At 28.5% G+C, this 26,106-nt stretch carries 22 protein-coding genes and 1 tRNA gene; 9 read left to right on the forward strand and 14 right to left on the reverse strand.

Annotated features, from left to right (window positions below; genetic code table 11):
• Positions 1-5 precede the first annotated feature (5 nt).
• The 3 genes from LXD69_RS06620 to LXD69_RS06630 are packed head-to-tail and all read right to left on the reverse strand — an operon-like array spanning position 6 to position 3,128.
• The gene (locus tag LXD69_RS06620; RefSeq protein WP_246918375.1) at positions 6-1,169 is read right to left on the reverse strand and encodes an efflux RND transporter periplasmic adaptor subunit; all 1,164 of its coding nucleotides are present in this window, start codon (positions 1,167-1,169) and stop codon (positions 6-8) included.
• 12 nt (positions 1,170-1,181) lie between these two features.
• The gene (locus LXD69_RS06625; protein WP_045969776.1) at positions 1,182-2,522 is read right to left on the reverse strand and encodes a TolC family protein; all 1,341 of its coding nucleotides are present in this window, start codon (positions 2,520-2,522) and stop codon (positions 1,182-1,184) included.
• 3 nt (positions 2,523-2,525) lie between these two features.
• Complete coding sequence (locus tag LXD69_RS06630) at positions 2,526-3,128, reverse strand: TetR/AcrR family transcriptional regulator (protein ID WP_045969775.1); 603 nt, start codon at positions 3,126-3,128, stop codon at positions 2,526-2,528.
• 261 nt (positions 3,129-3,389) lie between these two features.
• Here LXD69_RS06630 and LXD69_RS06635 point away from each other — a divergent pair, with 261 nt between their 5' ends.
• The 5 genes from LXD69_RS06635 to LXD69_RS06655 all read left to right on the forward strand — a co-directional run bounded on the left by LXD69_RS06635 (position 3,390) and on the right by LXD69_RS06655 (position 12,097).
• Entirely contained in the window at positions 3,390-5,948 is a 2,559-nt protein-coding gene (locus LXD69_RS06635; protein ID WP_246918376.1) for a DUF5686 family protein, read from the forward strand.
• A gap of 69 nt (positions 5,949-6,017) precedes the next feature.
• A complete protein-coding gene (locus LXD69_RS06640) occupies positions 6,018-8,432 on the forward strand; it encodes an efflux RND transporter permease subunit (RefSeq protein ID WP_246918378.1) in 2,415 nt (804 codons plus the stop codon).
• A gap of 31 nt (positions 8,433-8,463) precedes the next feature.
• Positions 8,464-9,912 (forward strand): asparagine--tRNA ligase, encoded by a 1,449-nt coding sequence (gene asnS, locus LXD69_RS06645; protein WP_045969769.1) that lies wholly within the window; start codon positions 8,464-8,466, stop codon positions 9,910-9,912.
• Between the two features lie 73 nt (positions 9,913-9,985).
• Positions 9,986-11,449, forward strand: a complete 1,464-nt coding sequence (rpoN, locus tag LXD69_RS06650; RefSeq protein WP_045969767.1) for an RNA polymerase factor sigma-54 — start codon at positions 9,986-9,988, stop codon at positions 11,447-11,449.
• 36 nt (positions 11,450-11,485) lie between these two features.
• On the forward strand, positions 11,486-12,097 hold the full coding sequence (locus tag LXD69_RS06655; RefSeq protein WP_246918380.1) for a hypothetical protein: 612 nt from the start codon (positions 11,486-11,488) through the stop codon (positions 12,095-12,097).
• Here the strand turns inward: LXD69_RS06655 and LXD69_RS06660 are convergent.
• The 11 genes from LXD69_RS06660 to LXD69_RS06710 form a co-directional block, all read right to left on the reverse strand.
• A complete protein-coding gene (locus LXD69_RS06660) occupies positions 12,092-12,769 on the reverse strand; it encodes a porin family protein (protein ID WP_045969761.1) in 678 nt (225 codons plus the stop codon). The genes LXD69_RS06655 and LXD69_RS06660 overlap by 6 nt on opposite strands.
• A 90-nt stretch (positions 12,770-12,859) precedes the next feature.
• Positions 12,860-13,330, reverse strand: coding sequence for an ExbD/TolR family protein (locus LXD69_RS06665; protein WP_045969759.1), 471 nt, complete (start codon positions 13,328-13,330; stop codon positions 12,860-12,862).
• Between the two features lie 23 nt (positions 13,331-13,353).
• Positions 13,354-13,962, reverse strand: coding sequence for an ExbD/TolR family protein (locus LXD69_RS06670; RefSeq protein WP_246918382.1), 609 nt, complete (start codon positions 13,960-13,962; stop codon positions 13,354-13,356).
• A gap of 2 nt (positions 13,963-13,964) precedes the next feature.
• Positions 13,965-14,387, reverse strand: coding sequence for a hypothetical protein (locus tag LXD69_RS06675; protein WP_052705255.1), 423 nt, complete (start codon positions 14,385-14,387; stop codon positions 13,965-13,967).
• A gap of 24 nt (positions 14,388-14,411) precedes the next feature.
• Complete coding sequence (locus LXD69_RS06680; protein ID WP_045969755.1) at positions 14,412-15,212, reverse strand: MotA/TolQ/ExbB proton channel family protein; 801 nt, start codon at positions 15,210-15,212, stop codon at positions 14,412-14,414.
• A 78-nt stretch (positions 15,213-15,290) separates the two neighbouring features.
• A tRNA-Ser gene (locus tag LXD69_RS06685) sits at positions 15,291-15,378 on the reverse strand.
• A gap of 74 nt (positions 15,379-15,452) precedes the next feature.
• Positions 15,453-16,478, reverse strand: coding sequence for an asparaginase (locus LXD69_RS06690; RefSeq protein WP_045969753.1), 1,026 nt, complete (start codon positions 16,476-16,478; stop codon positions 15,453-15,455).
• The gene (locus tag LXD69_RS06695; protein ID WP_045969751.1) at positions 16,468-17,604 is read right to left on the reverse strand and encodes a 1-acyl-sn-glycerol-3-phosphate acyltransferase; all 1,137 of its coding nucleotides are present in this window, start codon (positions 17,602-17,604) and stop codon (positions 16,468-16,470) included. The genes LXD69_RS06690 and LXD69_RS06695 overlap by 11 nt, the downstream gene beginning before the upstream one ends.
• A 65-nt stretch (positions 17,605-17,669) precedes the next feature.
• Positions 17,670-18,437, reverse strand: a complete 768-nt coding sequence (locus LXD69_RS06700) for a TatD family hydrolase (RefSeq protein ID WP_200894150.1) — start codon at positions 18,435-18,437, stop codon at positions 17,670-17,672.
• 110 nt (positions 18,438-18,547) lie between these two features.
• Positions 18,548-19,279 carry a tetratricopeptide repeat protein gene (locus tag LXD69_RS06705; protein WP_246918384.1) on the reverse strand — a complete coding sequence of 244 codons (732 nt, stop codon included), beginning with the start codon at positions 19,277-19,279 and terminating at the stop codon, positions 18,548-18,550.
• A gap of 1 nt (position 19,280) precedes the next feature.
• Positions 19,281-19,865 (reverse strand): RNA polymerase sigma factor, encoded by a 585-nt coding sequence (locus LXD69_RS06710; RefSeq protein ID WP_045969745.1) that lies wholly within the window; start codon positions 19,863-19,865, stop codon positions 19,281-19,283.
• Positions 19,866-19,987: 122 nt separating this feature from the next.
• Between LXD69_RS06710 and LXD69_RS06715 the strand changes: the two genes are divergently transcribed.
• The 4 genes from LXD69_RS06715 to LXD69_RS06730 all read left to right on the forward strand — a co-directional run bounded on the left by LXD69_RS06715 (position 19,988) and on the right by LXD69_RS06730 (position 26,068).
• On the forward strand, positions 19,988-21,016 hold the full coding sequence (locus LXD69_RS06715; protein ID WP_246918386.1) for a hypothetical protein: 1,029 nt from the start codon (positions 19,988-19,990) through the stop codon (positions 21,014-21,016).
• 85 nt (positions 21,017-21,101) lie between these two features.
• Complete coding sequence (locus LXD69_RS06720; RefSeq protein WP_246918388.1) at positions 21,102-23,111, forward strand: DUF7849 domain-containing protein; 2,010 nt, start codon at positions 21,102-21,104, stop codon at positions 23,109-23,111.
• Entirely contained in the window at positions 23,092-25,671 is a 2,580-nt protein-coding gene (locus tag LXD69_RS06725) for a CHAT domain-containing protein (RefSeq protein ID WP_246918391.1), read from the forward strand. The genes LXD69_RS06720 and LXD69_RS06725 overlap by 20 nt, the downstream gene beginning before the upstream one ends.
• Positions 25,631-26,068, forward strand: a complete 438-nt coding sequence (locus LXD69_RS06730; protein ID WP_045969739.1) for a retropepsin-like aspartic protease — start codon at positions 25,631-25,633, stop codon at positions 26,066-26,068. Before LXD69_RS06725 ends, LXD69_RS06730 begins: the two co-directional genes overlap by 41 nt.
• Positions 26,069-26,106 lie beyond the last annotated feature (38 nt).

Below are 26,106 nucleotides of genomic sequence, written 5' to 3' on the forward strand. Positions count from 1 at the left end.
GAGAATTATTTTATAATCGTTACTTTTTGTCCGTCTTTAACGCTTCTAGCACCTTCTTTAATAATTAAATCTCCATCTTTAACACCTTCTAAAACTTCAATTAAGTTTCCTTGTGTTTTTCCTGTCTTAATAATTATTTTTTTCGCTACAGCGTCTCCTTCTTTAGTTGCATTTTCTGCAATGTATAAGTATTGTTCTCCTTCTGCATTTTCAGAAATGATACTTAAAGGAACACTTATAGAATTTGGATTTGTATAATCTTTAATTTTTATTTTCCCAGATAAATTAGGCTTTATTTTTCCATTTTTATTTGGAACATTAATTTGAATCATGAAAGATCTATTTCCTGGATTAATATAGTTTCCAGCTTGAGATATTTTAGTGTCTAATGACTCTCCTAAAATTGGGAAATCTACAATTACATCAGAACCTTTTTTAATGCTACTTACATATTTTTCAGGAACTTCAGCTTCTAAATACATATTGTTTAGACTAACAATTCTTACAATTGGAGTACCTGGTCCAACAACAGATCCTTTTTCTGAAATTACATCATCAATTGTTCCGCTAAAAGGAGCTCTAATAGTTGTTTTTGATAATTGATTTCTCATTTGAGCTACAGCTTTCGATTGTGCTTCATAAGAAGATTTAGCTTGTAAGTATTGAATTTCAGAGCCAATTTTTTGATTCCATAGGTTTTGTTGTCTTTCAAATGTAGTTTTAGCTAAATTAGCTTGAATTTCTAATTGAGATAATTGTTGACTTAAACCACCATCATCAATTTTAGCTAATGTTTGACCTTTAGTAACTTTTTGTCCTTCGGTAACATAAACTTGTAATAAAGTTCCACCATATTCTGCATTTAAAACTATGTTCTCTTTTGTTTGAACATTAGCCTGTAATTCAAGATAATGATTGAAAATAGTATCTTTTGCTGTAATAGTTGTAATTAAAGCTAATTTATGATTAACATCTAATTTACTGATTGCATCATCTATTAGTTCTAATTCCTTATTTAAAGCATCTGCTTGAGTAACAATTTCAGTACGCTTTGTTCTTAATTGTTTTAGATCTCCTTTCTCAATTACAGATTCTGTAGAATTTTTTTTGTCTCCACCACAAGAAGAAAGGACTATTAATGTGATGATGCTTATATAAAACTTTTTCATTTTTATGATTGATTATTTATTGTTAGTTATTTTATCTAATGCAGTTTTTTTGTTGATTACATCTATCATTGCTTGAAGATAGGTTTGTTGAGCTGAATATAATTGACGTTGAGCTTCTGTATATTCAAAACTGCTTGATAATCCTTCTTTGAATTTTACTTGTTGTTTTTTCTCAATTCTTTCAGATAATCGTAAGTTTTCTTTTGAAAATGAATATTGTTCAATGCTATATTCATAATCACTTTTTGTATTTTGATATTCTAAAAGTAGAGTTTGTTCTGTTTCTTTTAGTTCTGTTTTAGCTTGTTCGTAAGCAATTTTTGCTTGTTGCGTTTTTGCTGTTCGTCCTAAGCTACTAAAAATAGGAATGTTTAATGCAACACCTAAATTTGAATAATTAAACCATTTTTGATCTTGATTAAAAAATTGGAATTCGTTTCCAAAAGCATTGTATCCAAAATTTACATTTGCAGATAGAGAAGGTAATGCTTTACTTTTTTCTAATTTTAATAATAAACGATTTGATTCTTCCTTATTTTGACCTATTTTATAATCAATAGTATTGTTAACATTGAAATCTGATCCTAAAACACTTAAATCAATGTTTTTAGTGGCTAAATTGTCTAAGTTGTCTGTTAATTGTAAGTCTTCTTGAATGTCAATCCCTAAAACTAGTTTTAACATATTTAAAGCAATTTCGGCTCTTCTGTTTGCATTTGAAAGGGAACTGTTTACTTGACTTAAAGTAATTTGTAGTTGCTCTACATTTTCTTCTTCAACTAAACCATTTTTATATGTTTCATTTGTTTCAAATAAGGTTTTTTCTAATGATATTTTATTTTCATTTAAAACTTTTGCACTTTCTCTTGCAAGAAGGACATTTCCATAAGAGTTAATTACAATTGAACGGATTTCTAAATCTGTTTTCTCTTTAGCATTTTGAGAAATTTCTAAATATACTTTAGCCGATTGTAGTCCTACTAAATAAGAACCATCAAAAATCAACTGGCTTAAAGTTGCATTTGCAGTCATATTATGTTTTGTTCCGAATTCAACTTCGGCAAATTCACCAGGATTTCCACCAAAAAACTCAGCAGGAACCACAGATTTTTGCAAAACGAAGTTGTTTTGGTAATTAATATTTGCATTTAATTGGGGTAACCCTATAGTTGTTGTTTCCCATTTTTTCTTTTTTGCAATTTCAATATCTTTTGAAGCATTAATTGCAGTATAATTGTTTTGTAAAGCATGTTCAATAGCTTCTTGTAAAGAAAGAGAATAACTCTTCTTTTCTTCTTGCGCATTGATAAGGCTCGCAAACAATAAAAAGATAATAATGATTTTATGTTTCATTGTTTAATTATTGGTTTTTATTAATTGATTTAAAAATTCGATTCCTTTTGGACTACAAATACCACGTAAATGATATTCTAAGTATTGATTTTGTAATTCTTTTGGGTTAAACATTGTATTAGGGAATAATTCTCCATCTTTAATGGAAGTCATGCCTGCAAAATAAAATCTACTTATGGCATCTACCATTATTTCTTTTCTATATAAGCCTAGGGAAATTCCTTTTTGTAAATTATAAACAATACAATCGTCCATTTTTTCAAATTGTTTACTCCTTAGTGTAATGTATATTTTTGGATAATATTTTTGTAATTGATATATGGGAGAAGTGCCTTCGTCTTTTAAATGTTGTAAAACAAAGTTTTTTATTTCAAAAAGTTCTTCAATAGGGTTTTTTTCAAAGGCTCTAATGGAGTCTATCCCACATGAAATTGTTTCAAAAAGGCTAAAAGTGGCATGTTTTACTAGTTCTGGTTTTGTTGAAAAATGCAGATAGATAGTTTTCTTTGAAATTCCTAATTCTGCTGCAATATCATCCATTGTAACACTTTTAAAACCAAGTGTTACGAACATTTCAGTTGCTTTTGATAAAATTTGCTCTTTCATTTTATTGGATTATTTCATTAGATTACTTACTAAAAAATACTTTGCAAATGTAGACAGGAAACTTTAAACACAAAAATAGTTTCCAAAGTATTTATATAAATTTAACATAGATTTAAGATTAGTCGTTTTTGTATTTAATTTATTATATTCTAAAAAATACATTTGTAAGATTTTCTTATTGTAGCTCTTTAAAATTTGACTGAAAATACTTGGTCAATTAAACTTTTGAAAATTAAGTGCAATTTTAAGTCTCGATTAACATTGGAGATTTTTAATTTTGAATACATTTGCAATATCATCAATTCAAATATTATTATCAATTCAATTAATTTAATGAGGTATTTTACGCTATTCGTTTTTCTTTTTTTCTCTACATTGTCTATTAGTCAAACCCGAATTAAAGCGCAAATCATAGATATTGACACTAGAGTTCCGCTTGCTTTTTGTAAAGTGGAATATCTAAACAAAACCATTACAGCTGACTGGGAAGGAAAGTTTAATATGGAAATTACAGCTTTTGACAAACCTTTAGTTATTGCTTACAAAGGGTATCAAACGAAAAATGTATATATTTCGAGAGATGAAGAATTAGTAATTATTAAGATGACTATTGATTTAAATACTTATAAAAAAGTAGAAATATATACTGATAATCGAGTTAATAAAATTGTTAAAAAAGTTACTGAAAACAAGAAGAAAAATCAACCAGAAAAAGCTTTAAAAAGTTTTCAATATAAAAATTATGAAAATTTATTAATTACGGCTAATCCTGATTCTATTTCAAGTAAAATTGATACCATTTACAAAAAAAGACTTTTTAGTAAAACTAAAATAAAATTAGATTCTGCAAATTATAAATTTAAAGAGTTGATAACGAAACATCATTTATATCAAACAGAAAAAATAAATTTAATTCAATATAATAAAACAGGATATAAAGAAACAGTTTTAGCTAGTAGAATGGCTGGTTTTAAAAATCCGTTATATGAATATTTGGGCTTAAAATTAGTTTCTTATTCGGTTTATGAGAATCCGTTTGAAATTCTTGAAACACCTCTTCAAAACCCTATCTCAAATTATGGTCGTCGATTATATAATTTTTACCTTGTAGATTCTCTTGAAATACAAAATCGAAAAACATATAAAATATTCTTTCAGCCAAAAAAACTTCAATCAAGTCGATTAAGAGGGTTGTTTTATATAGATGCTCAAACATTTGCTATTGCAAAGGCTTATTATAGGATATATGGTATTGTAAATATAAATGCTGATTATACTTTTGAATATCGAAAAGAAGAGAATCTTTGGTTTCCTAAGAAAAGGAAATTTACTGTTTTAAAAGGTAATAATGCTGACGATATAAAAATCTTAGGAAACACAATAAAATTCAATTCTTCATTAGAAACGAATCCGAATACAAATGCTACGGATCAAATTTATTTAACCATTGAATCTATTCCTTTTGATATTGAATTAAACAAAGAAATAGATTTCGAAAATAATGGAATTAAAATTGAAATTGATGAAAAAGGATTAGATAAACCTGAAAACTATTGGACTAAATTTTCAAAAGATACTTTAGATTATAGAAGATTAAATACTTATAAGTCTATCGATAGTCTTTCTTTTTCGAAAAAAATTGAAAGAAAAATTTTCTTAGGTAAGAAAATATTAAACGGTTATTATCCTATAAAACTTGTGGATTTAGATTTGAGAAGCCTTGTAAAATATAATAATTTTGAAGGTTTTAGGCTTGGAATTGGAGGCGTAACGAATGCTGAATTATCTGAAAAATATAAAATAGCTGCTTATGGAGCTTATGGAATAAAAGATAAAGAATTTAAATTTGGTATAACTCCATCATATTTAATAGATAAGAAAAGTGAAACATGGATAAGTGCATCTTATACAGATGATTTAAATGAGATTTCTCAAATTAATTTTGCTACGGATTCGCGCCGATTTAAAATATATGATCCAAGGCCTATTAATATTTCAACTTTTTACTCAAATAAAACAACATCTGTTTTCATAGAAAGTAATTATTTTGCAAAATCTGATACTTATTTTGCATTGTCAAAAAGTAGAATAGATCCAAAATTTGATTACACTTTCATAAATCAAGGGATATCGTATACAAAATACAATATTACGACAGCTCAACTTGCTTTTCAATGGAATCCATTTAGTAGTTATATGCAAACTCCTAAAGAAAGAATTGAGATTGAAAAAAGGCACCCTAAATTTTCAATTCAATTTACACAAACATTACCAAATGTACTAGAGAATGATTTTAATTTTACCAAAATCGATTTTAAAACATTTTATGAAATTCCTTTTATTTCAGGACATAAAAGTTCTGCCCTTTTGCAAACAGGAATTGCTTTTGGAGATGTTCCTTTAACGCATTTATATAGTTTACAGCCTAATAATCTTAACAGAGACGCTATATTACAAAGGATAACATTTGCTGGTAAGAACAGTTTTGAGACGATGTATTTCAATGAATTCTTTTCAAACAAATACGTTTCATTACAACTAAAACACACTTTTAATAAAATTAGACTTGGATACCGAATAAATCCAGAATTTTCAATAGTTACTCGTATGGCTTGGGGAGAAATAAATAAAGAAAATACGCACATAGGATTAGAATTCAATTCTTTAGAAAAAGGATTCTTTGAAAGTGGAGTAGAGTGTAATAAAATTTTTAAAGGTTTTGGACTTACCGCATTTTTTAGATATGGTCCATATCAGTTATCAAATATCGAAGACAATTTATCGTTAAAAATATCATATTATATAGATCTTGGGTTTTAATTCTTTTTTTTGTTGTAATCTAACTATTTAAGTAAGAATCATTACCTTTGCGCTTCAAATTTTTCAGCAATGTTAAAATGGTTAACCACTAGTTTTTGGGATTTTATAGCAAGTAGAATTTTACGCAACCGTGTAGTATTACTAATTACTCTTACCCTTTTTACTATTTTCATGGCATTTCAGTGGAAAAACATGCGTTTTACTTATACTGAAGCAAATCTTTTACCCGATCATCATGAAGTAAATATTCAATATAATTCTTTCTTAGAAAAGTTTGGAGAAGAAGGGAATTTAATTGTTATTGGCTTTAAGGATTCTACATTTTTTACCCCAAAAAATATAAAACTTTGGGAAAATTTCATTGGCGAAATTAAAAAAGACAAAGCAGTTGAATTGTCGCTTTCAATTGAGGATTTACGCGTTTTACAAAAAGATACTTCTGAACAAAGTTTTAAGTTAGTTCCTTTTATTAATAATGAAAAAATTTCTGAAAGTTATCTTAAAGAAAAGGAGCAGGAGTTTTTTAATAACCTTCCTTTCTATGAAGGAATGCTTTTTAATAAAGAATCAGGAGCGATACGATTTGCCATATATATTGATAAAAAAATAGTAAATACTTCAGCTCGTAAAGATTTTGTAATAAAATATCTTAATGATGATAGGATTGAGGCTTTTGAAAAAGCATCTGGAATTGATTTGAAAATTTCGGGAATGCCTTATATCCGAACTCTAAATTCTCAAAGTATCATTGATGAAATTGGACTTTTTGTAGGTGCTGCATTATTAATTACATCTTTGCTTTTCTTTTTCTTTTTTAGAAGTTTTAGAGCTACATTAATTTCAATGTTAATTGTAATCATTGGTGTTATGTGGTCATTCGGAACACTTGGATTATTAAATTACGAAATTACTGTTTTAACAGCAATTATTCCTCCTCTGATTATTGTTATAGGTATTCCTAATTGTATATTTCTGATCAATAAATATCAACAAGAAATAAAAAAACATGGTAATAAAGCAAAATCATTACAACGCGTTATTTCTAAAGTAGGAAACGCAACTTTAATGACAAACCTTACTACCGCTGCTGGTTTTGCAACTTTTATTATTACAGATAGTGAACTTTTAAAAGAGTTTGGAATTGTTGCTTCATTAAATATTCTTTTCTTATTCTTTTTATGTTTAATTATCATTCCAATTATATATAGCTATATGCCATTACCTAAAGAAAAGCATTTAGCGCATTTAGGAAAAAATTATATCAACTCATTTGTTAAGTGGATAGAAAATACTATTCGTAAACATCCTATTGCAATTTATATATCAGCCATAGCCTTGTTAGTTTTTGGTATTATTGGAATTTATCAAATTAAAATTTCAGGAAGTATCATTGAAGATATGCCTAAAAAAGCAGGTTTTTTTCAAGATATTGTGTTTTATGAAAAAGAATTTGACGGTGTAATGCCTTTGGAAATAATGATTGACACAAAGAAACCAAAGCGAGCATTAAAATCTGCAACATTAAAGCGAATTAATGAATTACAGGAAACTATAGAAGAAATCCCAGAATTATCAAAACCAGTTTCTGTTGTAAATTTAGTTAAATATGCTAAACAATCCTTTTATAATGGCAATCCTGAATATTATGAATTGCCTACAAAACAAGAGGAAACTTTTATTTTATCTTATATAAAAAATTCTACTAAGAAGGGCAATGAAAACATGCTGAAAAGCTATGTAGATAGTACAGGGCAATATGCAAGAGTTACTACTTTTATGCGAGATATTGGAACTGATAAAATGAAAAAAATTGAAGATCGATTACAAGAAAAAATAAATACCCTTTTCCCTTCTGAACAATATACTGTTACTATGACAGGAAAAGCGTATGTGTTTGAAAAAGGAACACATTATCTTGTGAAAAACTTAGTGTTATCATTACTCTTTGCTATTTTTCTAATTTCATTGCTAATGGCTTATTTGTTTAGGTCTTTTAAAATGATTATCATTTCATTGTTACCAAATATTCTACCATTAATAATTACTGCGGGAGTAATGGGCTTTTTTGGGATTCCTATAAAGCCTTCAACAATTTTAGTTTTTAGTATTGCCTTTGGAATTTCTGTTGATGATACTATTCACTTCTTAGCAAAGTACAGACAAGAATTAAAAGCAAACAATTGGAAAATAAAAAAGTCAGTTTTTAACACTGTTAAGGAAGCTGGAATTAGTATGTTCTATACATCTGTTGTGTTGTTTTTTGGATTTTCAGTATTTACATTATCAAGTTTTGGAGGAACAGTAGCTTTAGGTAGCTTAGTTGCGGCAACTTTATTGTTTGCTATGTTGGCTAATTTAATATTGCTTCCTGCATTGTTGTTAACGTTAGAAAAAACAATTGCTAATGAACAAGAATTTATAGAGCCTAAAATTGATATCTTAGCAGAAGATAAAGAAGAGGAAGAAGAAAACAAAAACGAATAATTTTATATTTGCACTTTAAAACGTTTACAAAATGAAACATACAAAAGTTATAGACCTTTTAAACAATACAAAAACATTACAGGAAGTTACAGCTAAAGGTTGGGTAAGAAGCTTTAGAAATAATCAATTTATAGCTTTAAATGATGGTTCAACAATAAATAATATTCAGTGTGTAGTTGATTTTGAGAATACATCTGAAGAAACATTAAAAAGAATAACAACAAGTGCTGCTGTTTCAGTTACAGGAACATTAATAGAAAGTAAAGGTAAAGGACAATCTGTTGAGATACAGGTAACGAAACTTGAAATCTTAGGAGATAGTGATCCTGAAAAATATCCTATTCAATTAAGAAATCGTCCAAGTTTAGAGTTCTTAAGAGAGCAAGCACATTTAAGAGTTCGTACTAATGCATTTAGTGCAATTATGCGTGTACGTTCTACATTGTCATTTGCTGTGCATCAATATTTTCAAGAAAATGGTTTTTTCTATGTAAATACACCTATTATTACAGGTAGTGATGCTGAAGGAGCTGGTGAAATGTTTAAAGTTACAGCATTGCCATTTGATGGAACTCCAAGAACAGAAGAAGGAAAAGTAAATTATAAAGAAGATTTCTTTGGTAAAGAAACAAATTTAACTGTTTCGGGGCAATTAGAAGGAGAAACATATGCAATGGCATTAGGTCAAATATATACTTTTGGACCAACTTTCCGTGCTGAAAATTCTAATACTTCTCGCCACTTAGCAGAATTTTGGATGATTGAGCCTGAAGTAGCCTTCAATGATTTAGATGCTAATATGGATTTAGCGGAAGATTTTATTAAATATGTTATCAAGTATACACTTGAAAAATGTGAAGATGATTTAAAATTCTTAGAAAGTAGATTACTAGAAGAAGAAAAATCTAAACCACAAGCGGAACGCAGTGAAATGAGTTTGCTTGAAAAATTAAAATTTGTTTTAGAAAATAACTTTAAACGTGTTTCTTATACTGAAGCGATTGATATTTTAAAGAATTCTACTCCAAACAAAAAGAAAAAATTCAATTATATTATTGAAGAATGGGGTGCAGATTTACAAAGCGAACATGAGCGATTTTTAGTTGAAAAACATTTTAAGTGTCCTGTAATATTGTTTGATTATCCAGCTAATATTAAAGCATTTTACATGCGTTTAAATGAAAATACTGAGCCTGGTAAAGAAACGGTTCGTGCAATGGATATTTTATTCCCAGGAATTGGAGAAATTGTTGGAGGTTCTCAACGTGAAGAACGTTTAGATGTTTTGGTTGAAAAAATGAAAGCTTTAGGTATTGAAGAAGAAGAATTATGGTGGTATTTAGATACTAGAAGATTTGGTTCGGCCGTACATTCAGGATTTGGATTAGGATTTGAGCGTTTAGTATTGTTTGTAACTGGAATGACAAATATTAGAGATGTTATTCCTTTCCCGAGAACACCACAAAACGCAGAATTTTAATTTAATGTTTAATCGTTTAATCGTATATTTGTTTAGTCGATTAAACGATTAACTGTTATACGATTCAACAAAAATGTTAAGACAAAGTTTACAATTTAAATTATCACAGAAATTATCTCCTCAACAAATTCAATTGATGAAGTTAATTCAATTGCCTACACAAGCATTTGAACAAAGACTTCAAGAAGAATTAGTAGAAAATCCAGCATTAGAAAACGGGAAAGAAGAAAATTTAGATTATGATGATGAGTATGGGGATTCTAATGACGATTATGATGATTATGAAGGAGAAAGGATTGAGGCAGAAGATATTAATATTGATGAATATTTAAGTAATGACGAAACGCCTGATTATAAATATCAAGCTAATAATTATAGTGATGACGACGAAGATAATAGTATGCCCTTTATTGCAGGAGTCACTTTTCATCAAGATTTATTAAATCAATTAAATACATTTATTCTAAGTGATGATGAACGAGATATTGCCGAATTTTTAGTTGGTAGTATTGACGATATGGGCTATATAAGAAGATCTGTTCAAGATATAGTAGATGATATGGCTTTCACGCAAGGAATATATACAAACGAAGCTACTGTTGAAAAGATTTTAAGTATTGTACAAGAACTAGAGCCTTCTGGTGTTGCAGCTAGGGATTTGCAGGAATGTCTTCTTTTGCAGTTAAAGCACAAAACGCCTACAGATAGTATTGAATTAGCTATTGATATTATAAAAAATCAATTTGATGCTTTTTCCAAAAAACACTATGATAAGTTGCTTCAAAAATATGAGATATCTAAAGAACAACTAAGAAAAGCTATAGACGAAATTGAAAAATTAAATCCAAAACCAGGTGGTGCATACGACGGCAATCAGAAGCCTATAGAGCATGTTGTGCCTGATTTTACCATTAGAATCGTAGATGGCGAATTAGAATTGTTGCTAAATGGTCGTAATGCTCCTGAATTGCATATTTCTAAAGATTATCAGGAAATGCTTCAAAGCTACAAGGATAGTAATGAGAAGTCTAATTCACAAAAAGATGCGGTTCAGTTCATAAAACAAAAATTAGATTCTGCAAAATGGTTTATTGATGCTATAAAACAGCGACAAGAAACATTATTTGTTACCATGAATGCTATAATGCATTATCAAGAAGAATATTTTTTAGATGGGGATGAAACTAAACTAAAACCCATGATATTGAAAGATATTGCTGATTTAGTTGGGTTGGATATTTCTACCATTTCACGTGTTGCAAACAGTAAATATGTAGACACTCCTTATGGAACTAAATTAATTAAAGATTACTTTAGTGAGGCAATGAAAAATGATCAAGGAGAAGATGTTTCTACTATTGAGATTAAAAAAATACTAGAAACCGTTATAAGTGATGAGGATAAGAAAAAGCCTTTACCAGACGATAAACTTGCTGAAATTTTAAAAGAAAAAGGATATCCTATTGCTAGAAGGACTGTTGCGAAATATAGAGAACTAATGGATATTCCTGTTGCGCGTTTAAGAAAAAAGATATAGATAGAAATTAGAAAAACAGAGCTATTTTCCTAAAATATGGATTTAAAAAAAGTATTACCTTTATTTTCTTATGTTTTTCATCCAATATTTATTTCTTTATATGGAACTCTTTTTTATTTCATAGTATCTCAGACTTATATTTATGAATCTCAGGTTCTTTTGACTTTAATACAGGTAGGTATTTTGACTTTGTTTTTGCCTATTTCATTGTATTATCTCTTTATTTCTCTTGGGATTGTAGCATCATTTACAGAAGCCAGTTTAAAGGAGCGGAAATTACCTTTGATGACACAAGCAATATTGCTTTTTTTATTACTAAAGTTTAGTACGTCATTAAATGCTTTGCCAGAGTTGTTCTATTTTTTTCTAGGCGGTTTTTCAAGTTCAATATTGGCTTTTATTTGTGTTTTACTGCGATTTAAAGCCAGTTTACACATGATTGGAATATGCTCATTGGGAACATTCGTATATGGATTATCTATTCACTTAGAATTACCTTTAGTTAATACTATAGCTTTTTCTGTTATGTGTATAGGTTTTGTTGCTTCATCTAGGCTTTACATGAAATCCCATACGTCAATAGAATTAATTGTTGGAGGATTTATAGGAGTGCTTTCACAAGTGATATTCTGGTATTTTTGGTTATAAAATATAGAAAATAAAACCTACATTAAAAGAATTTAATCTCATGTCTTTATCTCCAATTTTGGCATCACCAAAGTGAGATTTTAATCCATAATAAGCATATAGATTTACGGTATTGTATCCTACGCTTAAATAAGGACCATATTGCAAATTAACAATTTCGTTACTTCTATTAATTGTATAACTCTCAGAATTTGATTCAAAAATACTTTTACTAGCAAAAAGATAACTAAACTTAAACCCAGTGTATATTCTCCAAAATTTATGACTAGTATATGTAGCATTTCTCCATCTAATCTCAATTGGTAGTTCAGCATAGTGTAAGATAAGCTTGCTTTTATCATAAGAGTTGTCTATGCTATAAATGTTGTTTGGAGAAGAAGGGATAATTTTTAAATTATGTTTAATGTCATTGTAAGAATAGCCAAGGCCTAATCCTATAGACCAATTTCTGTCTTTTGTTATTGGCATATCTCTTAAAAATCCCAATGTTACACCTGAAGAAAAAGAATACTGAGAATAGTTGTTAGGACTATTTCTAAGCAAATTATAACTCAATGATACATAGAATTGATCTTCTCTAAATAAAGAATCTACAGCGATTTTATTTTCAGTATCCTGAGAATAAGATGCTGAAAACATTAAAATATATAAAAGCAAAATAATTGTACGCATTGATCTGTAAAGATTAGGTATAAAAATAATAAAAAAAGGTACGCAAAACGCGTACCTTTTATATTTTATAAATGAAAAGAATACTTTTATTTATTTAATAGGATTTCCTTGAGTTGTAGTATAATTTACTTTCAACTGATCTACTTTACGTAATTCAGTTTTAATATCTTGTACTAGTGCCATTTTAACATCTTTGTCAATTTTTAAAGATGCTGTTAAATACTTCTCGTCTTCAGAATTTCTTTCTGCTCTTTCAGTGATTACAAAACTTCTAAGATCTCCTACTGTAGAAATTTTATCATTTAACTGAATACGATCAGATGAACCTAATGATTTATAACCTTCTTTAGGTTTACCAGCATATATATACATAATATATTGTTTCTTATGCAACTTTGCCGTTTGATCTGCTTTTGGTAATCGATTCTCGATTTTTAAATCACTATCTTTCATAGTTGTAGCAGTCATAAAGAAGAACAAAAGCATAAACACAATATCTGGTAATGATGCTGTAGAAATTCCTGGAGTACCTCCCGTTTTTTTCTTTTTAAATTTAGACATAGTTTCTAAAACTTAAAGGGTTATTAGTTCTTTTTTGATTCTGCTTCTGAAAGTCTCATTGGAAACATTTCTTGAATTTTCTTTACTTTCGGTTCTAGTTCTTCAACTAGACCTTCAATTGCTTTTGATGCTGGATCATTTGCAACGTATTCTAATTCAGTGTATTTCTTTCCATATCGTTTCATACTTTCTCTATCTCTTAAAAAATAATATGCAGCTACTAATTCATTTTGAACCGCTATATACGTTTCATAACTAGTTTGCCCATCATTCATTAATGATATTACTGCCTCATCTGGATTATCAGAAGATTTAGAGTTTTTCTTCCCTTCACAATATGTACAAGTCCCATCGCCATTATTTTCTAAGAAATCAATTGCAGCTTGCCTAACATCTTCAATCTTCATAACTTGGTCATTAACCAAAAGTTGATTGTCCATGTTAACAAGAACTCTCATTATGTTTCTTTCATTAATAGGTGGCACAGGAGGGTTCTCTTCATATCTAGGCAATAATCTATTGATTCCTTGATCAACTCCAATGGTAGTTGTGACCAAGAAGAAGATTAAAAGAAGGAAAGCAATATCTGCCATGGAACCAGCATTTACCTCTGGTGCTTCTCTTTTTGCCATAATTATTTTTTAAGTTTATTTAAAAATGCCCAAACCATTGTTCCTAATGCAACAAGAGTAAGTAAATAAAAAGCATTTAGACCAGCTCCTACTAATTTTGAAGTAGAACCTGAATGCATAATACCATTAGCTTTAACTTCTTCATCGCCAGCTAATACGTATGATATCAATATTACACCTAAAAATAATCCTAATGAAATTATTGTTCTTTTAAAATTTTCTTTGTTAGAAAATAAATTTTTCAAAACATATATCAATACAATAGCAATACAAATTACAAGTACGATATACGACAAATATATTAAAGGTGAAATCCAGCCATTATTGGCGTCATCATCACTTGAAGACATTAATCCTGCCAAGAAAATAATACCTAAAATGGCAATGACAATAGCTGCAAATTTTGTTAAATTGTGTAATTTCATGACAATTGTCGTTTTATAAGGTTATTATTTTTTGTAATCAGATAAGATGTCAATTAAACTAATTGAAGCATCTTCCATGTCATTAACTATAGAATCAATTTTTGCAATGATATAGTTATAAAATACTTGTAAAATAATAGCTACTATAAGACCAAATACAGTTGTTAATAAGGCAACTTTAATACCTCCAGCAACTAAAGATGGTTCCATAGATCCTGCAGATTGAATTTGGTCAAATGCTTCAATCATACCAATTACAGTTCCCATGAACCCTAACATCGGTGCTAGTGCAATAAATAAAGAAATCCAAGAAACATTTTTCTCTAATTGTCCCATTTGAACACCACCATAAGCAACTACTGCTTTTTCTGCTGAATCAATTCCATGAGAATGTCTATCTAAACCTTGATAAAAGATAGATGCTACTGGACCAGATGTATTTCTACATACTTCTTTTGCAGCTTCAACTCCACCAGATTTTAATGCGTCTTCTACATTAGAAATCAATTTTTTAGAGTTTGTAGTAGAAAGATTTAAATAAATAATTCTTTCAATAGCAATTGCTAATCCTAAAATCAAACAGATTAATACAATTCCCATAAAACCAGGACCTCCTTCAATGAAACGTTGTTTCATTTTTTGAGTAAAAGTCGGCTCAGCTTCAATTTCTGTTGCATCATCAACAACTACAGCTTCTTCATCAGTTGTTACTTCTTCTTGAACTTGTTCTGTCGCAGGTGTTTCAGTTGCTGTAGAATCTTGAGCTTGAATGTTACCAAAAGTCATAAGCCCTGTGATTGCTAAAATAGAAAATAATCTTTTCATCGCTTTTGTTCTTAAATTTAATTAGTTAATTTGGTTAAAAGTATAAAATAATTTATGAAATTAAAAATATTTCTTACGCGGAGAGGAAGGGATTCGAACCCTCGATGCTCTTTCGGAGCATACATACTTTCCAGGCATGCTCCTTCGACCTCTCGGACACCTCTCCATTGATATGTCAATTTCAAGGGCGCTAAATAACGTAAAAAAATTCAGGAATAAAAATTTTAATAGCATTTTTTACTATAGTTCGCCCCTTAAACTGGTTTCAAAAATAGTTTTAAATACATTAAAAGAAACTTTTTGTCCCAATAAATACATTAATTTTGTTATTGCAGCTTCTGTTGTGATATCAAATCCTGAAATAACTCCTATGTCCCTTAATTGTGTGCTTGTTTCATATTGTCCCATAGCGACAGCACCTCCGCTACATTGCGTAACATTTATAACGTGAATTTTTTTATTTATTGCCTTTTTTAATTTTTCTATAAACCATTTTTCTGTAGGAGCATTTCCTGAGCCATAAGTTTCTAAAACAATTCCTTTTAAATTTGTTATATTTATGATTGCCTCAACAACATCCTCATTAATTCCGGGAAAAACTTTTAAAATAACAACATTTTTATCGAAATTCTTATTGACTTTTAGTTTTTTATTTGCTATTTTTCTTAATAAAATATCTTTGTTTATCTTTAAATGGACTCCTGACTCTGCTAATTCTGAAAAATTTGGAGAGGCAAAAGCATTAAAATGTTCAGCACTAATTTTGGTTGTCCTATTTCCTCTGTATAGTTTATATTCAAAGTACAGGCCAACTTCTTGAATAATAGCGACTCCATTTTGTTGTAATGAAGCAATTTGAATTGCTGTAATTAAATTTTCTTTAGCATCCGTTCTTAGGTCTCCTATTGGTAATTGAGAACCTGTGAAAATAACTGGTTTTTCAAGGTTTTCAAGCATGAAACTTAATGCTGAAGCGCTATAAGACATTGTGTCAGAACCATGAAGAACAACAAAACCATCAAATGTTGAATAATTTTCTTCTATTATTGTTGCTATTTGTTGCCAATACTGAACATTCATATTAGATGAATCTATTGGAAATTCAAAAGAAATGGTGTCAATATTGCAATCTAAAAGTTGTATTTCAGGGATTTTATTAAGTAATTTTTTAAAATTAAATGCTTTGAGAGCACCAGTAGAAAAGTCCTTAACCATTCCAATGGTTCCTCCAGTATAAATAAGTAAAATTTGTGGCTTATTCGGCATTATTATATTTCATTTTATTTACAACTGGATTAGCATACATTGCCAAAAATCCGTCTCTTAGTGTTTTGTTATCTGTGTCAATTCTCATTTCAAACCTTCTTTGGAATAATTGTTTTTCCTCAGTTGTGTAGAATTGTGAATATTGAGTGGTATTATTTAATATATCATAAGCAATATAGTTTGTTGGCCACAATTTATAATGCTGTAATATAGAATCGTCTATTACATTAGCTAATGCTTGAACTTGTTTGTTTGTGTTATCATTATGAATTTTAATATAGTCAAGTTCTTTGTTAATAACATTTCCTACATGGATATGGATACGTTTTTTTTGCCCTATAATTCCACTTAGAAGTGTAATGAAATCTTCGTTTTTATTTTTTATATAAACTTCATCCTTAGCTTGTGCTAATAATTGTGGCATTTTTAATGCATCGGTTGGGTCATATTCATAAGAAATAGAGACTGGAACGATTTTTATTTTTTTGAAAAAATCGGTAACTTCTTTTTCATCTGAAGCCATTCCTAGCATTTTTAAGACACCTTGATGTGTTGCATCATTTCCATCTTTAGTTCGTCCTTCTCTTTGCGCAATCCAAACGGAACGATTTTCCTTTGATAGTAAATGGTACATGTATTCAGACATTAATTTAGAGCTTTGGAGTAATTCACGAGGTGTTAATCCTCTTTGAACTAGGAAGTTTCTGTTTAATTTTGATAAGTTTAATACAAAATCTTTTTGTACTAAATTATCTCCAATTGCAGAAGCTGTCATAACTAATCCATGGTCGAACAATGAAACATTAAGTAATGATGTATCTAAAATAATATCTCTATGATTTGAAATAAAAAGATAAGATGTATTAGGTTCTAATTTTTCAAAGCCAGAAGTAGTTAATCCATCTGAGCTTTTTTCTAATACTTTCATTATAGATTGATACACAAAATTAACTTGAAAATCACGTATTGAGTGTGTTTTTTTTAATTGTTCTTTCCAAACTTCTTCTTCAGTATCTGGAAAGGTAAAATTCATCATCGCTTTCATCATAGGATGATTTAATGAAGAACACAAGGCTTCGTTAACCTCAGAATCATAAAACGGACGAATAGAATCAAATTTAGACATAAGGATTTTTAAAAAATCGGTACACAAAAGAACAAAAAAAATAATAAATGGCGGTAAATTCTTCGTTAAATTCCGAAAATTGCTTTCGAATTTTCCGTAGTAATATTAGCAATTTCTGCTACTGACACGTTATAAATTTCTGCTAATTTCTGCGCAACTAATAAGGTATAACTACTTTCATTTCTTTTTCCACGATAAGGCACTGGTGCTAAATAGGGAGAATCTGTTTCTAAAACAATATTTTTCAAATCAATTTCTTTTAAGAATTGGTCTATTTTTCCATTTTTAAAGGTAGCAACTCCTCCTATTCCTAATTTCATATTTAAATCTATTGCTTTTTTAGCTTGCTTGAAATCACCAGTAAAACAATGGAAAATACCAAATAAGTCATCGCTTTTTTCACTCTCTAAAACTTCAAATACTTCATCAAATGCATCTCTACAATGAATATTGATAGCTAATTTGTGTTTTTTTGCTAATTGTATTTGATGTTTAAAAACATATTGTTGTTCTTTTAGGAATGTTTTATCCCAGTATAAATCAATTCCAATTTCTCCTATTGCATAGAATTTTCTTGAAGCTAATTCTTTTTCTACATGAGCTAATTCTTCTAAATAATTTTCTTTAACATAAGTAGGGTGTAAGCCTATCATTAAAAATATATTTTCAGGATATTGTTGCTCTAAATCATACATTTTTTGGGTATAATTAGAATCAATTGAAGGAATAAAAAAACGAGAAACTCCAGCGTTAATAGCATTTTGAATACTTTCATTTCTGTCTTGATCAAATTCTTCAGAATATAGATGTGTATGAGTATCTGTAAGCGTAATAGGATTGTTCAAAATAAAAAATTTAGAGTGCAAATTTAAAATCTTTATTGGTATATAACCAAAAAAGCTACTGAATGTTCAGTAGCTTTGGTTCCTTTTTCATTTATGTGTTATAATTCTTTCAAAATTCGTTGTGCTTTCTGATAATCTTCTGCACTTTCAGGTAATAATTCTAAGTATTCCTTACATTTTGAATATTCTTTTTGTTTCAATTTGGATAGACCTAAATACCAAATAGCTTTTTCTTTGTATACCGATTTGCCATTTTTTAATGTATTTAATATATTTTCAGCCTGGTCATATTGATTGATTTCTATTAATGAAATGGCATAATATAATTCTTCTTCTAGTCCTAAATTGTTAGTTTGTTTTGTTTTTTTAAAATAAGAAACAGCTTCTTTGAAATTTTTTGCATTGAAGGCGTCTTGAGCTTGTTTTAAGCTTTCATTTACATCACTTCTTTCTGTGAAATATGCTTTTTGATGTTCATTATAATCAGTATATTTAGGATTAGAAGTTTGAATAAAAAACCAAATTGAAATGAATAGAAGTATTGTAGCAGCTATAGTAAACCATTTTTTATGTATTGAAATAACTTTTGGTTTGCTAGAAATTGTTTCATGAGAAGCATAATTCTTAGCAATTTCCTTTAAGTTTTCTTCAAACATTTTACCTTCTTGAGAATATTTAGTTTTTAAAAACTGAGTAGTCTCTTTGTATAATTCTAGTTTTTCCCTTAAATCATTATCATTTAGAAGTTGCTCTTCAAAAGCAGCTTTTTCTTCGAAAACCATTTTGTTTTGTAAATAATTTTCAAAAAGGATATATATATCTTCTTGCATTCTATTGTTTCGTTAAGGATTTATATTCTATAGATTCTCGAATCATTTCAGTTAGTTTTCCTGTACAAAGTGATTTTTTCTTTCTTGCATAAGCGTAAGAAACATTCAAAGTTGTTGCTACTTCTTCCATCGTCTTTAATATAAAACTCAGTTTGAGTAATTCTTTACATTTTTCTCCTAATTGTAAAAACATTTTTTCAAACAACGCTTGTTTTTCATTAAATAGTTCTGTTTCGAATAGCATTTCTTGAAGTGATTCATCTTTAGATACATTATCATCTTGTAATGTTACCTCTTTATTTGAAGATTTTTTCAATTCATTTAACCATTTTCTTTTACATAATAGGAAAAAATAAGCATCAAAAGGGCAAGTTATTTTTAAATTATTTTGTTTTGCCTGATTGTAAATTGTAATCAATACTTCTTGAATAACATCTTGAGCTTCATCTTCACTTCCATTATTCATTTTTATATAATGAGTAACCTTTGGAGCAAATTTTTTATATATAGCATGAATAATTTTAGTATTATTATTTAATAATCCATCTATATATAATTGATCTTGATGTGCATTTTTTTCTACCATGAACAATTTATTTAAGTAGCTAAGATAAAAAGATATCAATAGAATTAGAAAATAAATAAAAGGAGTAGGGTAACATTTTAATGTTTTGATTGATATATTAATAGAATTTAAAAACAAAAATTATGAAAAAGTTATTTTTTTTAAACAGAAAAGCGGAAAATAGATCGATTTTTTTTAAAGCCGCATTAATTATTGTATTATCAATGACAATTCTTACTAGCTGTGAAAAATCGGATGATAATGACTGTGATGGACTTTGTGATTTACCTTCAGCAGCAGAATTTAACGCATTAAGAGAAGATGCATTAGAGAATATTACTCAAGAGTTCCAATTAAATACTGCGAATGGGATAACTACTTTTACTTCTGCTAATGGAGTTGAAATTGATATTAATCCTTCATGCTTAACATTGAATGGGAATGCTATTACAGGAACAGCTGCTATTAAATACATAGAGGTTTTCGATGGAGGAACAATGTTGGTAACCAATAAAACAACAATGGGAATGATGCCAAATGGAGATATGGCAATGCTTATTTCTGGCGGAGAATTTTTTATTAATGCTACCCAAAACGGACAACAATTAGAGATTAACTGTAGTATGAATTTGAGAATCCCTGCAAGTTTAACTACTGTTGAAAATGATATGATTCTATGGGATGGAACTATTGATGAAGATGGAAATTTAGACTGGAGAGAGCAGGAAGATCCTAATGGAAATCAAGGAGGTGTTTTCTTTGAACAAGATACGGCAGGAGGTACATACTATGCTTATTTTAATAACTTCGGTTGGACAAATGTTGACAAATTTTATAATTATACTGGTCCAAAAACTGAAATTTTAGCAACTGTTCCTTCTGGATATAATTTTGAAAATAGTGCTGTTTATTTACATTATGATGGAGAAGGTAGTGCTTTAGCAAAATTAGATACTTATAATGCATCTACAGGTCAATTTTCTGAACATTATGGTCAAATCCCAATTGGATTAGCTTGTCATGTCATTTTTGTGACTGAAGAAAGCGGACAATGGAGATATGCTATTAAATCTGTAACTATAACTGAAAATGCGGTCTATGATTTTACTCTTGCTGAAACAATTTTAGGTGATGAAACGCAATTAATTGCTGATATAAATGCTTTACCATAATTTAGTTAAGTTTGTTTTTGAAAAAGTGATGAATAGCTCATCACTTTTTCTTATATTTAATTTAAATTCCAAAAATCTGATGATTATGTTTAAAAAAATAGCTACACTTATTGTTTTAATAACTTCTGGTGTGCTTTTTTCTCAAACTAAAGTTCAGGATACAGTTACTAGGAAAGCAACTATACTTCCAAGTCAGAACCAAAATACGTTTATTTTTAATTCGGAAACACCATCTTTAAATCAAATTGCAGGTGCTCCAAAAGCTTTTTATAGTTATTATTGGGAGTTTGGAGATGGAAGCTACAGTACTAAAAAAGAACCAAAGCATACTTATAAAAAACCAGGTGATTATGAAGTAAAATTATGGGTTACTAATAATTATGATACAGGGAAAACACCTACCACTCGTCCGAAAAAAGTGAAAACAAATGAAACAGCAGATGTTTCGGACAATGAAATTCAAATTTTAAAAGATCCTATTGAATTAAGGAGAAATAGGGAGCCACTACCTGATGAAGATTTTGTAATAACATTGAGTTATAAAAATGAAAAAGAATATGTAACTAATGGCACGATTTATTTTTATTACAACGAAAAAGAATTTAAAAATGATAATTTTGAGTTACTTGAAATTAGAAATTACAATGATGAAAATATTAGTGATTTAGGAAGTGATTTAGTTTATAGTAACGATTATGACGATCAATTTTCTGCTTATGCTTCTTCTGAGAATAGAATGTACACTGCTGTTAAATTTCAAGATACAACAGAAAGAAAGAATCTTCCTTTGAGTATTGAGGAAGCAAAACAAGTCTTTAAAAAAGGAAAAAAAATAACATTTAAGAATTTAAACCCAAATGAGCAACGTAATATTTTCTTCAGTTTAAAAACAACACCAGAAATGATTAAAGACACAAGTGCTATTTTAAAAGTAAGAAGCATTTACGTTCCTGATGATAACTATGAAAATCACAGAGTAAAAGATATGGAAATGGAGATTGTAACATCACATGATCCTAATAAAATGTCTACTAGTGGTTTATTTATAAATTATAGATTAGTTCGTTTTAAACGGATTAAATTTAAAACTCGTTTTCAAAATGATGGAGAAGGACCAGCAAGAACTATTCGTTTAGAAACAGATGTCCCTGATATGTTTGATAAATCAACTCTGCAAATAGAAAATATGTATCCAGAATGTCCAATTTGTCCAAAAAACGAAGAGGTAAGATATAGTTGTTTAGATACTATTATCAAACAAAAACAAATTATTTTTACTTTCAAAAACATATATTTACCTGGTACACAGCAAAAAAATGTAACAGAGAAAGATTCTACAAAGGGATTTGTAAAATATAGTTTGAAATTTGGAAAAGACTTCCATAAACAAACCACTAAAAGTAGAACATCTATAATATTTGATAAAAACGAACCTATTATAACTAATTATTCCAGAACTCGATTTAATCCAGGAATTTCTATAGGAATAAAAGCGGGTTATAATTATTATCCAAGATTAAACAACTCTAGAAGTTATTTTACTGGAATTACAATTTCACCATTTAAATCGTATCGTTTTTATTGGCAAAGCGAGTTATATGCAAATAAGCATGACTTTGAAAGTGAGAGAACAACCTCTATTTCTAATGATCCAGAAGTTGTTGGACCATTTGATTTAAATAATGGAACTGTTATTGACAATGCTTTTGTAGGTAGAGAAAACACTTCACAAAAATCACAAAAAATTATAGAAACTGTTCCTGTTTCTCTCCGATATAATATAAATAATTATATAGGAGTTGGTTTTGGACCACATATAACAACTATAATTTCATCTGAATTAGAAAGAATTAATACAATTCGTTATTATGAGGTTACCCAGAGTCCTTCTGGTTTTGTTCCTGGAAATGAATATGGAGAATTAACTCGAAGTAATTCTCAATTTATCAAAGAAAAAACAGAAGTGCAAACACAATTTTTTTTAGACACAACTTTTGGTTTTGCTAGAATTGGGCCTAGTGTAGGTATTAGATATTATAAAAATTTTAAAACTGATTTTGATTCTTGGCACTTTTATGCAATTTGGAAATTTTAATTTTTTCTGGTTTCTCTTCTTTTTTTCTATATTAGGGTTTTCCCAAAATTTAGAAGATCAAATATATGATGCAACCGATATTTTTATTGCTAAACCATCTGTTTCAGGCTTAGAAATATTAAGAAATAAAGAAAACCAATTTGTTTCTGAGGTTAATACAAAAGAAGAACAATTAGCACTAGTTATTTTAAGTTGTAATAAAGCATTTTATGAAAAGAAATTCAATCAAATCAATAATGCTATAAAATCGTATGAATTTGCTTGGAAAAACTACTCGGTTAATAATTTGGCAAACTATGATATTATTGAATATTGTTTAAAACCTTTAGCCCATTTATACACTATAACAGGAAATTATACTCTTGCAGAAAACACTATTAAAAGTTACTTGTTTTTAGCAGAGAAAGAAGGGAATTCGTTTCAAAAAACAGCAGCAATTTTAAATTTATCTGTTGTATATCATAATACAGGAAATCACAAAATGGCTGCTTCTATTTTAGAGAAGGAGCTTCAGAATAAAAACATTTCTACAAAACAAAGAGCTGATTTAGAAAACAATTTAGCAGTTAATTATATTGCCTTAAAAAAATATGATGATGCTTCAAGCTTATTAACACTTAATAAAGATGATTATCAATCAATAAAAAACAAAGCCTTTATTTCGTTGCAAAAAGGGAATTCAGTATTAGCAAGAAGCGAATTTGAAAAAGCAAAAAATCTGTTTTTTCAGAATGAAAATAATACAGCTCGTGATATTGCTAATTTTTATATTGATGAAGCTTCTCTTTTTTTAAAACTTAACAATAATGTATTAGCAAAACAAAGTTATACGAATGCTTTAAAAAGTTTATTACCGTTTTTAAAACAAAATATACTTCCTGAAAAAAGCAATATATATGGAGAAACAGCATTTATAAACATTTTTGATGGATTAGCATTTCTTGAAAAATCAACTACGAGGAAATTGGCATTTTATGATTTAAGTTTTCATGCTAGTAGTTTAATTAACGAAAACCTTGTTTCACAAGAATCACAAATTTTACAACAAGTTGAAGACCGAAAGCGTACAGAAAAATGTATTGATATATTATGGAAAGAATATGAAAAAGAGAAATCAAGCTTGCTCTTAAAAATGGCATTCAAATATGCTGAAAATAGCAAAAATACTGTTTTAAAAGAAAGAAATAATCAAAAAACATTACTTCAACGATTCCCTAATAATAAAGATTTAAAACTTCAAAATGTATTGCTTTCAAAGCAAGAATCTTTAATTAATGAATATGTAAGATTACAAATTACACATGATAATCCAACGAAGATTGTAAAGCTAAATGATGATTTAACTACGTTAAGTATCGAATTAAAAGAGGTTAATGAGAGAATAAATAAAACGTTTAAAAAGAATGAGGATTTTTCTTTATCATTAGATACTTTAGAAGTAAAGCTAGAGAAGGATAAAGCGCAAATGTTATATTATTTTTGGGGTAAAGACTGTTTTTATTCATTTTATTTTAATCATAATAAAATTCATTGGGAGAGAATAGCTTTAGATAAAAAGAACATTGATATATTGCAAAAATTCATTCATTACTTTGATGATTCAAATGCGATAAACAACGATGTTCTTGCATTTTCATCAACTGCATTTTCATTATTCAATCTTTTAAATCTAAAACAATTAGAACAACATAAAACACTTGTGATTATTCCTGATGGAATTTTACATTTTATTTCTTTTGATGCATTGGTTACACATAAATCTGAAACTACAACTTTTTCAAAAATCCCATTTCTACTCTTCCAAAATAAAATGGCATATCAAACAAATGCTGCTTTTTATATTCAAAACAATACTTCAAAGAAAAACAATAAAATAGCAGGTTTCTTTCCTGTTTTTAAAAATACAAATGCCTTTTTAGAATATTCTATAGATGAAGCGAAAGTATTAGAAAAAAATAATGCAGTATTGTTTATGAATAAAAATGCAAATAGAATGAACTTCAAAAAGAATACTACTCAATATTCCATTTTGCATTTATCGACACATGGTACAAGTGGTTCATTTACAACTCCTGCAACTTTGGTTTTCTATGATGATGTTATGCTTGTCAATGAATTATACGGACTTGAAAATTGTAATCCTGATTTAGTGATTTTAAGTGCTTGTGAAACAGGAGTAGGGAAGTTGCAAAAAGGAGAAGGTTCTATCAGTATTGCTAGAGCTTTTCAATATGCTGGTGCTAAAAATATCTTGTTTAGTCTTTGGAAAATTAATGATTATGCTACTGCTGAAATTATGACTAATTTTTACACGAACTATTTTAATAATCATTCCTTTTTTGAGTCTAATTATAATTCTAAAAAAGATTATCTTCAGAATGAATCCATCTCTAATGCTAAAAAATCTCCTTATTATTGGAGTGCTTTTGTGTATTATGGTGTAATTGATACTCCTAAAACCTCATATTTATATTATTTACTATTAGGATTAATTACCTGTATTGTGCTATTTTTGATTTATGGAAGATTTACAAGATTTCTTAAAAGGAAAGAAATATAAAAAAATTAAGTTTACTATTTTAAAAACACAGCATTTATTAATTAAAGCCTCTATAAATACAGTAAAAGGCACTTTTATATTAGATACTGGTGCAAGTAATAGCTGTGTAGGACTAGAAGGAATTGAGAAATTCCAATTATTTGCAGAAAATTCTGAAACCAAAGCTGCTGGTGCTGGAGCTATTGGAATGGATACTCAATTATCTAAAAATAATAAATTACAGTTAAGTAGATGGAAAACTAGTGATTTTAATTTAATTATTTTTAATATGAGTCATGTTAATGAAGCTTTAAGACTATATAAAACAAAACCTGTAGATGGTATTATTGGTGCGGATATTTTATTAAATGGAAAAGCTATTATTGATTATAGTAATCATTATTTGTATTTGTTATAATATAAAAAAAACCGACAGATTTTTAAATCTGTCGGGCA

Source organism: Flavobacterium sediminilitoris, from assembly GCF_023008245.1.
Lineage (GTDB): Bacteria > Bacteroidota > Bacteroidia > Flavobacteriales > Flavobacteriaceae > Flavobacterium > Flavobacterium sediminilitoris.

Coding starts and splice junctions, on each gene's coding strand:
- asnS (WP_045969769.1), top strand. CDS start 8,464: ATGAAACATACAAAAGTTATAGACCTTTTAAACAATACAAAAACATTA.
- LXD69_RS06695 (WP_045969751.1), bottom strand. CDS start 17,604: ATGTCTAAATTTGATTCTATTCGTCCGTTTTATGATTCTGAGGTTAAC.
- LXD69_RS06620 (WP_246918375.1), bottom strand. CDS start 1,169: ATGAAAAAGTTTTATATAAGCATCATCACATTAATAGTCCTTTCTTCT.
- rpoN (WP_045969767.1), top strand. CDS start 9,986: ATGTTAAGACAAAGTTTACAATTTAAATTATCACAGAAATTATCTCCT.
- LXD69_RS06705 (WP_246918384.1), bottom strand. CDS start 19,279: ATGCAAGAAGATATATATATCCTTTTTGAAAATTATTTACAAAACAAA.
- LXD69_RS06660 (WP_045969761.1), bottom strand. CDS start 12,769: ATGCGTACAATTATTTTGCTTTTATATATTTTAATGTTTTCAGCATCT.
- LXD69_RS06710 (WP_045969745.1), bottom strand. CDS start 19,865: ATGGTAGAAAAAAATGCACATCAAGATCAATTATATATAGATGGATTA.
- LXD69_RS06625 (WP_045969776.1), bottom strand. CDS start 2,522: ATGAAACATAAAATCATTATTATCTTTTTATTGTTTGCGAGCCTTATC.
- LXD69_RS06675 (WP_052705255.1), bottom strand. CDS start 14,387: ATGAAATTACACAATTTAACAAAATTTGCAGCTATTGTCATTGCCATT.
- LXD69_RS06655 (WP_246918380.1), top strand. CDS start 11,486: ATGGATTTAAAAAAAGTATTACCTTTATTTTCTTATGTTTTTCATCCA.
- LXD69_RS06720 (WP_246918388.1), top strand. CDS start 21,102: ATGTTTAAAAAAATAGCTACACTTATTGTTTTAATAACTTCTGGTGTG.
- LXD69_RS06715 (WP_246918386.1), top strand. CDS start 19,988: ATGAAAAAGTTATTTTTTTTAAACAGAAAAGCGGAAAATAGATCGATT.
- LXD69_RS06670 (WP_246918382.1), bottom strand. CDS start 13,962: ATGGCAAAAAGAGAAGCACCAGAGGTAAATGCTGGTTCCATGGCAGAT.
- LXD69_RS06690 (WP_045969753.1), bottom strand. CDS start 16,478: ATGCCGAATAAGCCACAAATTTTACTTATTTATACTGGAGGAACCATT.
- LXD69_RS06680 (WP_045969755.1), bottom strand. CDS start 15,212: ATGAAAAGATTATTTTCTATTTTAGCAATCACAGGGCTTATGACTTTT.
- LXD69_RS06665 (WP_045969759.1), bottom strand. CDS start 13,330: ATGTCTAAATTTAAAAAGAAAAAAACGGGAGGTACTCCAGGAATTTCT.
- LXD69_RS06730 (WP_045969739.1), top strand. CDS start 25,631: ATGGAAGATTTACAAGATTTCTTAAAAGGAAAGAAATATAAAAAAATT.
- LXD69_RS06630 (WP_045969775.1), bottom strand. CDS start 3,128: ATGAAAGAGCAAATTTTATCAAAAGCAACTGAAATGTTCGTAACACTT.
- LXD69_RS06640 (WP_246918378.1), top strand. CDS start 6,018: ATGTTAAAATGGTTAACCACTAGTTTTTGGGATTTTATAGCAAGTAGA.
- LXD69_RS06725 (WP_246918391.1), top strand. CDS start 23,092: ATGCAATTTGGAAATTTTAATTTTTTCTGGTTTCTCTTCTTTTTTTCT.